The sequence below is a fragment of the Bacillus sp. GW823-FHT06A11 genome, assembly GCF_058795355.1.
Map to the genome: position 1 here is coordinate 142,659 of NZ_JBXAHS010000007.1, position 14,193 is coordinate 156,851.

A 14,193-nucleotide genomic window follows, 5' to 3' on the forward strand; every position below is an offset into this window, starting at 1 on the left:
TATGAATAACCCAGTCGTACTAGATCCGAAAACAGAATTAAATGAGCAAACAGCACAAGATGTTCGCTTGCAACTTAGACAAGATGCGGATGTACAACGTATTTATAATGCGGTAGATATTAAAGATCAATTAGAATTAATTGAACTTGGAAAAGAACCTTCTATGGAAATTTCACGTTTTGCTGATCAAATTTTACATACAATGTCATTATCAAAGATAGAAGATTCTGGTGAATTATTAAAACAGCTTGGTAAAATTATGGACAGATTTGATAGCAAAGACTTTGCGGAAGAGAAAAGTGGTTTCTTCTCACGTATGTTCAAAAAAGCGGATAAAATGATTGAACAAATCTTTAGCAAGTATCAAACGATGGGCCGTGAAATTGATAAAGTGTATGTGGAAATTACGAAGTACCAAGATGAGATGAAAAAATCAATTGGTACGTTAGATGGCTTGTATGAGCAAAACTTAAAATATTATTTAGACTTAGAGAAGTACGTAGTAGCAGGAGAAATGTTATTAGAGCGTTTAAATACAGAGTTAGTTCCGATGTATGAAGAGCGTGTGCGTAATAATGATCAATTAGCAGGTATTGAATTAGAGTCGCTTAAAAACTCGGTTGAAATTTTAGAGCAACGTATTGATGATTTAGAAAAAGCGCGTATGGTTGCGCTACTTACAGCACCACAAATTCGTATGATTCAACGTGGTAATAATAAATTAATTGGTAAAATTAATACAGCATTTATTACAACGATTCCTATCTTTAAAAATGGTATCATTCAAGCGGTAAATGCGAAGCGTCAAAAGCTTGTTGCAGATTCTATGGCTGAACTGGATCGCCGTACAAATGAATTACTTAAGAAAAATGCACAAAATATCGCAACGCAAAGTGTAGAAGTAGCGAGATTATCAGGTTCTTCTAGTATTAAGATGGAAACGCTTGAGGAAACTTGGAACATTATTTCAAGAGGTATGCAAGAAACACAACAAATTGAAGAACAAAATAAACGTGAGCGTGAAGAAAGTCGCAAGCGTATGGCTACATTAACGGAGAATATCAAAAAAGAATTACAAGGATAAATGAAAAGGCAATGAGGAATATTCCTCATTGCCTTTTTAGTTTCTCTTCACTAATTTAATAATCTCATTCACAATAAGTGGAATGATACTCAATAAGAGAACAAATCCCCAATCTCGCATCGTTAATGCATGTACACCGAATATATTTGCAAGGGGCGGGATGGAGATGATACAAACTTGCATAAGAACACCGATAAGAAGGGAGAAAACTAAATATTTATTTGTAAAGATCCCAATTGAAAAAATTGATTTCGTTCTTGAACGCAAGTTAAATGAATGAACGAGCTGAGAAAAACTAAGAACGACAAATGCCATCGTTTGAGCGTGTAATAGAGCATCGTCATCAATTCGCTCTGGGAAAAGAGGGAATAAATTTGTATCTCCAGTATAGAATTTTGCTCCGGCGATAAAAGCTATTAGCGTTAAAAGTCCAATGATAACTCCATTGAAAATTAGGAAAGGAACGCTGCCACTAAATAAGCTTTCTTTTGCATGTCGTGGTTTTTCCTTCATCACATCTGGATCTTCAGGATCAACCCCAAGTGATAATGCAGGCAGTGTATCTGTAATTAAATTCACCCATAAAATATGAATAGGTCGTAGTGGTGTTGCCCAGCCGAGTAAAATTGCTAAAAATAAAGCGATAATTTCTCCGAAGTTACAAGAGAGTAGGAAGAGAATTGATTTTTTTATGTTGCGATAAATATTTCTACCTTCTTCAACAGCTTTCACGATAGATGAAAAATTATCATCTGTTAACACAACATCCGCTGCCCCTTTTGCAACGTCTGTTCCTGTAATGCCCATCGCTACGCCGACATCGGCTTGCTTTAAAGATGGTGCATCATTGACGCCATCACCAGTCATAGAAACGATATTTCCTTTCGCGCGTAATGCCTTTACAATTTTCACTTTATGCTCTGGAGAGACTCTAGCGAATACATTTAAATGATTAATTTTGCTAGCTAGTTCTGTATCAGAAATGTTATCTAATTCAGTTCCAATCATAATTTCCGATATTTCTTCAGCAATGCCAAGTTCTTTGGCAATTGCAAAGGCGGTATCTTTATGGTCACCAGTAATCATAACTGTGCGAATACCGGCTTTTTTACATTCTGTAATTGAATCTTTCACTTCAGTTCGTGGTGGATCAATCATACCGACAAGACCAATAAAGATAAGATTTTCTTCAAGATGATTTATATCCACATCGTTTGAATTGTATTGTTTAAATGCGAATGAAAGTACTCTTAAAGCTTCTTGAGACATTGCTCCGGCAGCTTCTAATATTTGATTTTTATCAGAATCAGTTAAAATCTCGATTTTGCCGTTTTTAAAAATATGGGTACATCGAGGTAAGAGCTTATCAATAGCGCCTTTCGTCATGCTATAGTAGCTTTCATCGTATGTATGTACGGTTGACATCATTTTACGATCTGAATCGAAAGGTACTTCGTTAACACGTTCATGTATTTTTTCTAAATGATCTTTTTGCATGTTAAAAGTGGTTCCAGCAACGAGAAGTGCAATTTCAGTCGGGTCTCCCGTTTGTGATTCGTTAGTGTAAGAAGCATCATTACATAGCACCATATTTTCTAACAATAGACGTTGCGCATCATTATTTACATTTAAACTTTCTAAGCGATCGTATGTGTTATCACTATAAAAGTGAGTAACGGTCATTTTATTTTGCGTTAACGTACCTGTTTTATCTGAACAAATAATTGTGACAGAACCGAGGGCTTCAACAGCTGGTAGTTTCCGAATGATAACGTTTTGTTTAATCATACGTTGCACACCAATTGCAAGAACGATGGAAACAATAGCTGGCAAGCCTTCTGGAATAGCTGCAACGGCTAAACTAATAGCAGTCATAAACATTTCTAACGTATCCCGGCCTTGTAAAAAACCGATGAGGAACATAACGATACAAATAGCTACAGCGACAAAGCCTAAATATTTTCCGACTTGTGCTAAGCTTTTTTGAAGTGGTGTCATATCATCGTCTGCTTCATGTAAAAGGGTAGCAATCTTACCAATTTGTGAGTTCATTCCAGTTTCAACAGCAACACCGACGCCTCTTCCGTATGTTACAAGAGTGGACATAAATGCCATGTTTTTTTGATCGCCGAGTGGTACTTGCTCATCACTTTGCATGGAAGGGTGGTAGATTGCATCTTTATCAACAGGGACAGATTCACCAGTTAGAGCAGATTCTTCAACTTTTAAATTTGCGGTTTCAATAAGGCGTAAATCGCATGGGATATATCGTCCGGCGTCGAGCATAACGATATCCCCTGGAACGACGTGCTCAGATGGAATTTCTTTTAGTTCACCATTTCTCTTGACGATAGCTTTAGGTGTTGCCATCTTTTTCAATGCCTCTAAAGCTTGTTCTGCTTTCGATTCTTGGACAACACCGATAACAGCATTTAAAACTACAACAAGCGCGATAATACTGGCATCCGCCCATTCACCTACAAAGGCAGAAATAAGGGCAGCAATAATAAGGACATATACGAGGACGTCATTAATTTGGGCGAAAATACGCTGCCATAAAGTGCGTTTTTGTTTTGTAGCTAATTCATTAGAACCGTATTGCTTTAAACGTTCACTTACAATCTCATCTGTTAAACCGTGTTGTTCGTTTGTTTCTAGGTCAATCAATGTTTGATCTTTCGTCTTACTGTACCAATTGCTCATAAGTAAGCACCTCCAGTAAAAACAGTTAGCAATGGTAGTGTTGCTATTATTTGTGAGTAGTATGTATGGAGAAAAAATCTAAGGTGAGGTTCTACTTCTATTGTACAATATTTTACAGTTGGTTGAGGGAAAGAGAAGAGTTGTCATGAATTTGTTGGAAATAAAAAAGAGCCTCATATAAGAGAGGCTTTTTTACTTTTTAATTAATGTACCTAATTCTTCTGTAATAGCTTGCATTTCACTAATGCTGAATGTTTCACGTTTCATAACATGATCATAAATATCACGTAAATCTTCGTACATTTCTTCGTTAAAACTAGCAGCTCTCATCGCTCCAGCATTAACCATACGTAATTTTTCTTTAATAGCTTCGACCATGTATTCAACGTTTTCTTCTGACTTTACGGATAAATCCACCGAAGTGTCCCCCTTTAAAATAACATAAGGCTATCTTAACATTTTTTATCATTTTCGTTAATGGATCTTTTCAATCCTATTAAATTAGTAGGGATTTCCTTTATATTTCATAATTGGTTGTTTATACTATAAGTATATATGAAGAAATGCACCAAGAAGGGAAGAAACAAAAACATGGTTCAAGTATTGTTTGTTTGTCTTGGGAACATTTGCCGTTCTCCGATGGCAGAAGCGATTTTTCGAAATCTTGTCGTAAAAGAGGGACTTGAAGAGAAAATTGTCATTGATTCTGCAGGAACTGGAGATTGGCATGTTGGCCATCCGCCACATAAAGGAACACAAAAAATTTTAAAAGAAAATGCAGTCACTTTTGAAGGAATTAAAGCAAGGCAAGTAGAAAAAGAAGACTTAACAAAGTTTGATTATATTATTGCCATGGACAACAAGAATATAGCAGATTTAAAAAGTTTAGGTAAAACTGGAGGCTATATTGGTAGGCTGTCCGATTTTGTTCCAGACGGTGGCTGGACAGACGTTCCTGACCCTTACTATACAGGGAATTTCCAAGAAGTATATGACCTTGTAACAGAAGGGTGTGCAAAGCTATTAGCTTTCATTCGAAATGAACAAGGAATATGAGGAAGCTTAGAAAGAAATACTTTCTAACATAAGAAATGAAAGGGTGAAGGAATATGGCAAAGAAAAATAATATTGCTCGAAACATTGCGATTGGTGTAGCTGCAGGTGTAGCGGTATCCATGTTAAAGAAAGAAAACCGTGAAAAAGTAAAAAATACAGCAGAAAAAGCAAAAACAAAGATGATTGAAATTGGTGAAAATGCAAAGATCAAAGAAAAAGTGCAAACTGTTACAGATAAAGGACGCGAACTTGCTGATTTCAATGTTGTAAAAGCGAAAGTAGCAGAAATTAAAAAATTAACGCCATCTGTTGTAGAGACGTTAAAAGAAACGAAAGAAATTTTTAGTAAGAAAAAAGTTGAGCCAGAAGAAAAGCCAGAAACGATTGAAATTCAAGCTGTATCTCCAAAGGTAGATGAGCTGAAAGCAGAAGAAGAGCCAGTAGTTGCTGAAGATGGTGGTATGAAAGAAGCGCGTGAATTATTTATAAAAGACTCAAATGCAGTGGAAAAAAAAACTGAAGCGTACATTGAGTTAAAGCAAGATAAAGAAGAGAAGAAAAGCGTTTAAACATATATGAGAAAAATTTTAGAAAAGGTGAGAAGAAATCGTACTTATTCGTTTGGTAAAGATTTATATGACCGGACGATGCGCGATGATGTAGCGGGCTTGGCAGCACAGCTCGCTTATTTCTTCTTGCTTGCAATTTTTCCTGGGCTCGTTTTCTTAATTACGCTTCTTGGATTTATTCCCATTCAAACAGAGGATGTGCTTAGTTTATTAGAGGTTTATGTACCAGATGATGCAATGAACTTAATTGAGGTAAATGTAGATAAAGTTGTAAACCAGCAAAATGGTGGTTTATTATCATTTGGTTTATTATCCATGTTATGGTTTGCCTCAAATGGTGTTAATGCGGTTATGAATGCTTTTAACCGCGCTTATGACGTAAAGGAAACACGTTCTTTTATTACAACAAGAGCGTTATCAATTGTGTTTACATTAGCTATTATTTTTATGATTGTCTTTGCGTTAATTGTTCCGGTATTCGGACAAGTTATTGGAGCAGCAGTGTTTAAAGCACTCGGTTTATCAGATAGTTTTTCTTTCGTATGGAGCATTACACGATTAGTAGCGAGTTTCTTCGTACTATTTGCTTTGTTTAGTTTCTTATATACATTTGCACCAGATCGAAAGTTAAAAAGAAGAGAAGTTATTTCAGGGGCGTTATTTGCTACTGTAGGATGGATTGTGGTGTCTTACTCATTTGCTTATTATGTAGATAAGTTTGCGAATTACGCCAATACATATGGTGGTCTCGGTGGTATCATTATTTTAATGTTATGGTTTTATTTAACTGGATGGGTAATTTTACTTGGCGGTGAAATTAATGGTTTACTCCACCATTATAGAACCGGTGACAATAATTCCCGTAATGAATAATGAGTTCTTGTTCCATAATAAAAAGGAACAGGGGGGATATTTCATGAGTAATAATAAAAAGAACCATAATAATAAAAGTAATAATAAACAAAAGAGCAGTTCGCATCCAAAGCATAAAACGAGTAGCAGTGCGAACGGTCATAATAGCTATCACTAAAAAAAACGGGTCCTCTATGAGGGACCCGTTTTATTTGCTTCCTTTTAGTAATCGTAAGCCATTCAAAATGACAAGAATCGTACTTCCTTCATGGCCAATAACACCGAATGGAAGAGCTAAAAATTGCAAGAAGTTTGAACAAATTAGCATGGCAATAACGGCTAGCGAAAAGATTACGTTTTGCTTCACAATACGGTTCATTCGTTTTGATAAACGAATTGCTTGGGAAAGGCGAGATAGTTCGTTCTTCATCAGTACAACATCTGCAGTTTCTAAAGCTACATCTGTTCCTTCTCCCATTGCGACACCAATGCTAGCAGTAGCTAGTGCAGGTGCATCATTTATACCGTCTCCGACCATTGCTACTGTACCGTATTTTTCTTTTAACTTTTTAATCGTTTCAACTTTTGTTTCTGGTAAGCATGATGCGTAATATTCCTTTATATTACTTTCAGAGGCAATTGCTTTTGCCGTTTCTTCATTATCTCCAGTAATCATAATTGCTTCGACACCAATGCTTTGTAAATCACGAATAGCAGCTATTGTTTCTTGGCGAAGCGTATCTTTTAAAGCGATAAGTCCAAGAATGCCTCCCTCATCACTAATATAAACGACAGTTTTACCTTCTTTTTCAAGTGAGGCAGAAATACCATTATGAAATGTCTTTGTTTCTTCACCGATAAAATCAGCTTTACCTATTTTATAAGCGTTGTTTTCCAATATTCCTTTTAGACCAAAACCAGTTACATCTTCAACCTTTTCTGGTTTTTTTAAAGTAATGTCGTACGCATGTTGTGCATATTTAACAATGGATTCAGCTAAAGGATGTGTAGAGTGACTTTCAATTGATGCTGTAATAGAAAGTACTTCTTTTTCTGTTATATTTTCTCGAACATATACATCTGTTACGGTAGGTTTACCTTCTGTTAATGTTCCTGTTTTATCAAACGCGATTGCTTTCACAGAAGCAAGGCGTTCTAAATGTATACCGCCTTTAAAGAGAATACCGTTTCTCGCTCCGTTAGAAATGGCTGATAACGTAGCTGGTGTAATGGCAGCTACGAGCGCACAAGGAGATGCGACTACAAGTAAGATCATAGCGCGATAAAACGTTTCATTCCAGCTCCAGTCAAGTAAGAAATGAGGAACGAACATCATAAGCGCAACAACGAGTAGTACACCTTTTACGTATGTTCCTTCAAACTTTTCGATGAATAGTTGTGATGGTGATTTTTCACTTTGTGCACTTTGGACGAGACGGATAATCTTTTGGAATAATGTTTGATCGCTCGGCTTCGTAATTTTAACTTCGATAGCACCACGTAAATTTACAGTACCGGCAAATACTTCATCGCCATGTCTTTTCTCATTTGGAATAGGTTCTCCTGTGATTGCTGCCTCATTGATATTTGTTTCACCGTTATGAATCGTACCGTCAGCAGGAACACGTTCACCAGGTTTAATTAAAATAATGTCGTTAATTTGTAACTCTCCAACAGGAACACGTTCCTCAGTTCCGGTGGAAATACGTAATGCTTCTTCGGGTTGTAAGTCAAGAAGAGCGGAAATTTCTTTTTGGCTCTTACTTAACGTATAAGATTCCATAGCACCGCTGAGTGCAAAGATGAAGATTAAAATAGCCCCTTCTGCCCAGTAGCCAATAATTGCAGCACCGATAGCTGCAAAGAGCATTAGCATTTCAACATTTAGCTCTTTTTCTTCAATCGTATCTTCAATGCCTTCTTTAGCTTTTGCATATCCACCAACTATATAAGCAAGGATATAGCAAGTAATACCTACATTTATTGCATCGTTCTTTGTGAATAGCCAGCCAGCTAAAATAAAAATACCAGATGCTACTGCAAATACAAGTTCATAATGTTTTTTTAATGTGTCCCATAAAGAGGGATGAGAAATTGTTTCTTTTGCGTGTAACGTTTTTACTTCTGAGTTCATTACTACTCGCTCCTTCCGAATTCTTATTGAGAAAAATAATCAAAATCGAAACCCCTATAAAACGACGAAAGCTGCCATCCATAATGGATAGCAGCATTTCTGTTGAATCTGTTTTTAATCGTTCTTATGTTGTAATTATTCTATAGTATATCATATGTTTTTATGAGATGGTACGGTTTTGTTTCAAGTATAAACGGAAAACTTGTGTTTTCGCAATTCCTTTGGTATATATGAATATTGTTCATAAAAAGGTCGGAAAGGAAGACAACAAGTGAAGACAGAGAAATTTTTTACCCATCCGATTGGCGTATTTATTGCTGCAATAGTAGCAACTTTTTTATGGGGAAGCGCATTTCCTTTTATTAAATTAAGTTATGTTGAACTTGGAATTCAACCACAAGAAGTTGGAGAGCAAATATTATTTGCCGGTTATCGTTTCTTTTTATCTGGAGTCATGCTCTTATTATTCTTTAAAGTGTTAGGAAAAGATATGAGCTTCAAAAAAGGAACGGGGAAACAGTTAATACAAATTGGTTTATTCCAAACGTTTCTTCAATATATCTGTTTTTATATTGGAATGAGTTATAGTTCGGGAATTGAAGGAGCTATCATTTCAGGGACATCATCATTCTTTCAAATTTTACTCGCCCATTTTTTATATAAAGATGATGCCCTCAATATGAGAAAAATAATTGGCGTATCGATTGGCTTTTGTGGCGTCGTTTTAGTAAATGTGCCGAGTGATGGTAGCTTATCATTTCATTTTGGAATCGGAAGCTTATTACTTCTTAGTGCAGCAATGCTGTATTCATATGGAAACATATTAGCGAAAGAAGGTAGTAAAACGTTAGATGTTGGCTATATGACAGCATACCAAATGATGTTTGGTTCTATAGGATTATTATGTATAGGGGCTTTACAAGTTGGAGTAATGCCATTTACATTTAGTCTACATGCACTACTTATGCTGATTTATTTATCTTTCTTATCTGCAGCTGGTTTTTGTATTTGGAATACAATTATGAAGTACAACAAGGTTGGAAAAGTATCTATGTATATGTTCTTTATACCCGTATTTGGTGTGTTATTATCGAGCATGATTTTAGGTGAAGCAATTCATTCATTTGTGTTACTCGGTTTAGCATGTGTAGCCGCGGGAATTATTGTGGTAAATCGGACGCCAGCTAAGCAAAAAATAGAGCAAGAAAAACAAGTAGCATAGAAAGCAGAAAAGCGATTACAATGGAAGAACAGTACTGTTCTTCTTTTTTTATAGAAAAAGGATAATAGACTAAGTGTAACGAAAAAAGATACAAAAAGCATTTATTGAGGAGAACATATTATGAATCTACTTTACGTGGTGTTAATTGGGCAAATACTTCTTTTTTTAATTGGTGCAATTTATGCAATGCGGCAGACAAAAAGAACGAAAGATAATATGCCTTTACCTTTAGCAATCCGTCTTATTCTTAGTTTTTCTTTAACAGGTAGTGCAATTTGGATATGGTTACAAGATCCATCTGTAGAGTATAGTACGTGGGTTGCACTTGGTATGACTTTATCGACTGTGGGAGATTTGTTTATGGCTGGGCTGATTCCAATTGGTCATCGATTAATTGGTGGGATGGTTACTTTCGCTCTTGCTCATTGTTTTTATGTAAAAGCATTTTTGCAAACAGGAATTTCGTGGAATGGTTTTTGGATTGGCTTACTCGTATATGGGCTCTTTCTAATTGTAGGATGGTTCTTCTTTATCCGAAATGATAAACAGGATAAATTGTTTACGATAGGAGCTCTAATTTACGGATTGTGGGTTGGAGGAATGGCTTGCTTTGCATTCGCCTTATATTATGAAAATACAGGAATATGGTGGATACCAGCGTTTGGTGGTTTACTGTTTGTGATTTCTGATTTTATTATTGGCGTGACAGATATCGGAGGGCGTAAATTGAAGTATGAGCCACTTTGGGTTTGGTTTACATATGTAGCTGCTCAAATGTGTATTGTATATGTGGGATTATAAAAAGATACTCTCAAAATAGTGAATAGACTATTTTGAGAGTATCTTTTTTGCTTGTTTAATTTGATCAGTATTACCATTTGAAATTTCTAATATTATAATTTTATAATTCAGAATTTTGTAGAAAAATATCGGTTGTATTATTTATAATAAAAATAAAAAGATGATGAGATGGTGAAATGATGCAAAAGAAAAAACGTTGGCGTGAATTCTTTGGAACTATTGCAATTGCATGTTTATTGGTGTTTTTGACGAAAATTTTTGTGTTTTTCCCTACGACTGTAAAAGGAGCATCTATGAGGCCAACGTTGCAAGATGGAGATAAGGTAATTGTTAATAAGTTAGCAAAACAATTTGAAAGCTATGGGAGAGAAGATATTATTGTTGTGAAAACAGATAATTTTTATGTCAAAAGAGTGATTGGATTATCTGGAGATATAATTGAGATGAGAAATGATCAATTATATGTAAATTCTGAAGTGAAAGATGAAGAGTATTTGGATAGTAATAAAAAACAAGCAGAAAAAAAACTTATGAATTTAACAGAGGACTTTGGACCGATTACAGTTCCTAAAAATAAGATTTTTGTTATGGGAGATAATCGCTTAATAAGTAAAGATAGTAGAAATGGTTTAGGTTTTATTGATAGAGAAGATGTGTTAGGAAAGTTAGCAGGCATTTATTATCCGTTTGAACATATGAAAATAATAAAGTAAAAAACCAAGCAAATTTTAGTTTGCTTGGTTTTTTTGTTAAACAGTAGGAGATTCGTTAGATACAAACATATCTTCATGTTTCTTTGTAGTACTTAAAACGAATTTATGTTGTAGCAATTGTAGTTTAAATAACGCCAAAGGATCATGATATGTTTCTGGATTGCTTCTTAGCGTTGCTAATGTTTGCTCGTCTTCCTGTATCTCAAGTTGAGCTGCATCTACATTTTGTTTCAATATGTTAAGTGGATCTTTGAAGAACATCATGATATCACGTTCTAATGCACCTTCAAATACTTCAAATTGAAGGAAGAATTGTTTTGAAATTGTGTGAGCAATTTCTGTATAGTCTTCTGTTTCAATATATTGTTTATATTTGTTGGCGAGCATAGATTGGTTTTTTTGCATATTACCAAATAATTTTCCGGCACTTTTTAAGAAAAACTGTGTCGGTGTAAAGCGTAATAAAATATTGATGTTCGTTACTGTAATTCGATTTGTCATTCGTGCAACATCTCGATTCCAATCATCTAATAATTTGAAATCGCAAGGAAGTTTCATACGTTCTTCTTTATATAATTTATTAAACGTTTCACTCATTTCATCTAAATAAGCTTGAGCTTGAATAAATTCATTATGTGCCGTTTCAATCCATTCTTGAATAGACCCAGTAAATTTAGGAAGAAGTACCTGTTGCACATGCTTTTGAACTCGTTCATTCATTGCAGCATTTAATTCTTCATGAACTAGTTTGAAATCACTATCTTCTTGAACAAGATCAGAGCAGCTCTGTAATAATTCAGGAATTTGAGAATGTATATCTCGTGTAATTTCTTCTTTCGTTAAAAGATAGGATTCGGTAATAGAGCGAATTTTATCTTTTTCAAGAGCAGTAAGGTTATTAATAAATCCAGTAAGTTTCACTGAGATGTGTTTATTCCAGCGTACGGATTTTACTAATGTATTTTCTAATTCCACACGTTCATTTATGAGATAAGCAATTGTCTTTTGCGTAAACCATATTAGCTTTTCTATACGTTCTTTTTCTATATCGCGTTTTGCAAGATTAGAGAGAATAGATTCTGTTACATCTCCAAGTTGCTGACTACTCTCTTGCGAAGGAGAGTATGGGAAGAATTGTGCATCTGGAAAATGTACTTTAAGTTTACTAATTAGTTTTTCATTAGTAGTCGTATTATTTGTGTGTAATACGAAGTGAATTTGTAAGTTTGGTACTTGTTCACGTAAATAAATTAACGTATCAATTTCTTCACTATGCAATGGTGAAGAAGAATTTAATACGTAAACAAGGCTATCTGCTGCTTGTAAGTATTCAAAGTATGCATTGTTTTTATCCAATTGTCCTTGAATGGATGGTGTAATAAGAAATGTAAACTTATTTTTTCTTAAAAATCTACTTGGTAGCTTAATTTCTATACATTTTTTCTCAAGTTCTGACTGAGCAGATGTAGCCGCTATTTGATGGAATTCATCAAGGTTAGAGATATTTCTAATATCTAACTCGTTAAATTCTGTTATTTCAGTTTGACTAGCGTCTTTAAATAGAATAGGAGTTGTTAAAGTTTCAGTTAAGATGTTCTCTCCTAATATTGAATTAACAAATGATGTTTTATCATGGTCACTAGTTCCAGCTATTAGTAGTGGTGTGACATTTAAATCACATAGTTCATGGACGAGTAGCGTAAATTGATGACTTAAATCTACATCATTTTTCTCAGCCCATACAGCGATTGTTTCGAATAAATGAGAAACTATTTCCATATTTACATCTGCTTCAGCTGATGTATTAGAAAGTAAGGATCCAGCACTTTTTACGAGTAATGATTCTAAGGTTGTAGGTGAGACTTCATTCCATGCTAATACTGCTGCAGAGACAACTAGAGAATCTTTTGCTTTCGTTAAACTGAACCAATTTGTTAATAGATTTGGTACAAGTCCGTTTAATTCATGCATAAAATGATTTCCGGTAATTAATGCAAAGTATGTTTCTTGATAGCGAGTAGAAATTTCATTCCAATCGTCATTATTGTCTGTTTCAATATGCAAGAATAAATGATTAATACTTTGAATCCAAGGAAGGTATAAGGATTCATGTTGGTAGCTATTCCAAAGAGCAATAACAAGTTCTTTAAATTGAGCTTGATCAACAGCATATAGAGCTTTTAAAGACTCATAGAAATATTCAGGCTTAATATTTTTAGTAAATCCTTTGTTTATGTAATTTATTAATGTATCAAACCAGTGTAAAGATTGTGTTCGAATACCTTCTTGAACAGCTAGTTCGATAGCGTTGTTCCAATCTTCTTGTTTTTCATAGAAAGAACGTGCAATTGCAGTAATATTTGGGTAATCCGGTTGGAATGCAACAGCTTCACTAATCGTCTTAAAAGCAAGTCCTAAACGATCTTGTTCGATATAAAGAGAAAGAAGTTGTAATGAAACTTCCATCGTAAGAGTTGTATCTTCTGTTTGAATAGATTGATAAATTTCTTCTGCCTTTGGTAGGAATCCTAGTTCAAAATAAGCATCTGCAATATTTTTTGTTGCCCAAAGTGCAAGAGTATTATTAACTTTTTCCCATTTAAATATAGCTGCTTCAAAATCTTTATTTTGATAATAAAATTCACCTTGAGCAAATCGAATATTAGAAATGTTGGAGAATTCATTTTTAGATTCATTTATATATGCTTCACCGAGTACTTCCGATGCAGGAGTAGAAGTTTCTTCTGTTAAAAATGTTTTATAGTAAACTTTTTGAATAAATTGATTTTCAATGGTCATGTTCGTTCCCCCCTGTATAATTTAGAAAAATGATGTTGTATGTAAAAGGGTTCATGTTCTTTTAATAGGTAGAAGTTGGATTATATAGACCAAACTATGTTTTTGCTAGATATATCATTTTTCTTGAGAATTAAACCGTTGCGAAAAGTAACTTTCCTTTATTGTAACAAAAAAACACGCATATGAATTTTTATTTTTTATCAGGACATTTGCAGGCAGTAAGAATCTAATCTCAAAATTAGTGAATGTAAGTGAGTTAT

The 14,193-nt window shown here is 34.6% G+C and carries 11 protein-coding genes; 7 read left to right on the plus strand and 4 right to left on the minus strand.

Annotated elements, in window-relative coordinates; translation table 11 throughout:
• Position 1 precedes the first annotated feature (1 nt).
• Complete coding sequence (locus AC1Q8L_RS25495; protein ID WP_001064409.1) at positions 2-1,084, plus strand: toxic anion resistance protein; 1,083 nt, start codon at positions 2-4, stop codon at positions 1,082-1,084.
• Positions 1,085-1,120: 36 nt separating this feature from the next.
• Here AC1Q8L_RS25495 and AC1Q8L_RS25500 read toward each other — a convergent pair whose 3' ends face one another.
• Positions 1,121-3,787 (minus strand): cation-translocating P-type ATPase, encoded by a 2,667-nt coding sequence (locus AC1Q8L_RS25500; protein WP_000073697.1) that lies wholly within the window; start codon positions 3,785-3,787, stop codon positions 1,121-1,123.
• A gap of 192 nt (positions 3,788-3,979) precedes the next feature.
• Positions 3,980-4,204: a DUF1128 domain-containing protein gene (locus AC1Q8L_RS25505; RefSeq protein ID WP_000366196.1), complete on the minus strand. Its 225-nt coding sequence runs from the start codon at positions 4,202-4,204 to the stop codon at positions 3,980-3,982.
• Positions 4,205-4,378: 174 nt separating this feature from the next.
• Here AC1Q8L_RS25505 and AC1Q8L_RS25510 point away from each other — a divergent pair, with 174 nt between their 5' ends.
• From AC1Q8L_RS25510 to AC1Q8L_RS25520, 3 genes are read left to right on the plus strand one after another with little or no spacing between them, the layout of a single operon-like run.
• Positions 4,379-4,843 (plus strand): low molecular weight protein-tyrosine-phosphatase, encoded by a 465-nt coding sequence (locus AC1Q8L_RS25510; RefSeq protein WP_000250916.1) that lies wholly within the window; start codon positions 4,379-4,381, stop codon positions 4,841-4,843.
• A gap of 53 nt (positions 4,844-4,896) precedes the next feature.
• Positions 4,897-5,412 (plus strand): DUF4075 domain-containing protein, encoded by a 516-nt coding sequence (locus AC1Q8L_RS25515; RefSeq protein WP_001085387.1) that lies wholly within the window; start codon positions 4,897-4,899, stop codon positions 5,410-5,412.
• Positions 5,413-5,418: 6 nt separating this feature from the next.
• Complete coding sequence (locus AC1Q8L_RS25520) at positions 5,419-6,285, plus strand: YihY/virulence factor BrkB family protein (protein ID WP_001226536.1); 867 nt, start codon at positions 5,419-5,421, stop codon at positions 6,283-6,285.
• Between the two features lie 187 nt (positions 6,286-6,472).
• Here the strand turns inward: AC1Q8L_RS25520 and AC1Q8L_RS25525 are convergent, their stop codons facing one another.
• A complete protein-coding gene (locus tag AC1Q8L_RS25525) occupies positions 6,473-8,398 on the minus strand; it encodes a heavy metal translocating P-type ATPase (RefSeq protein WP_001083748.1) in 1,926 nt (641 codons plus the stop codon).
• Between the two features lie 271 nt (positions 8,399-8,669).
• On the opposite strand from AC1Q8L_RS25525, the gene AC1Q8L_RS25530 reads away from it, so the two are divergent.
• From AC1Q8L_RS25530 to lepB, 3 genes are all read left to right on the plus strand, one after another.
• The gene (locus AC1Q8L_RS25530; RefSeq protein WP_000845707.1) at positions 8,670-9,620 is read left to right on the plus strand and encodes a DMT family transporter; all 951 of its coding nucleotides are present in this window, start codon (positions 8,670-8,672) and stop codon (positions 9,618-9,620) included.
• 120 nt (positions 9,621-9,740) lie between these two features.
• Positions 9,741-10,421, plus strand: a complete 681-nt coding sequence (locus AC1Q8L_RS25535) for a lysoplasmalogenase (protein WP_001051081.1) — start codon at positions 9,741-9,743, stop codon at positions 10,419-10,421.
• Positions 10,422-10,597: 176 nt separating this feature from the next.
• Positions 10,598-11,134 carry a signal peptidase I gene (gene lepB / locus AC1Q8L_RS25540; protein WP_000983312.1) on the plus strand — a complete coding sequence of 179 codons (537 nt, stop codon included), beginning with the start codon at positions 10,598-10,600 and terminating at the stop codon, positions 11,132-11,134.
• A gap of 36 nt (positions 11,135-11,170) precedes the next feature.
• On the opposite strand, the gene AC1Q8L_RS25545 is transcribed toward lepB, so the two are convergent.
• Positions 11,171-13,933 carry a tetratricopeptide repeat protein gene (locus AC1Q8L_RS25545; protein WP_000151423.1) on the minus strand — a complete coding sequence of 921 codons (2,763 nt, stop codon included), beginning with the start codon at positions 13,931-13,933 and terminating at the stop codon, positions 11,171-11,173.
• Between the last annotated feature and the right edge of the window lie 260 nt (positions 13,934-14,193).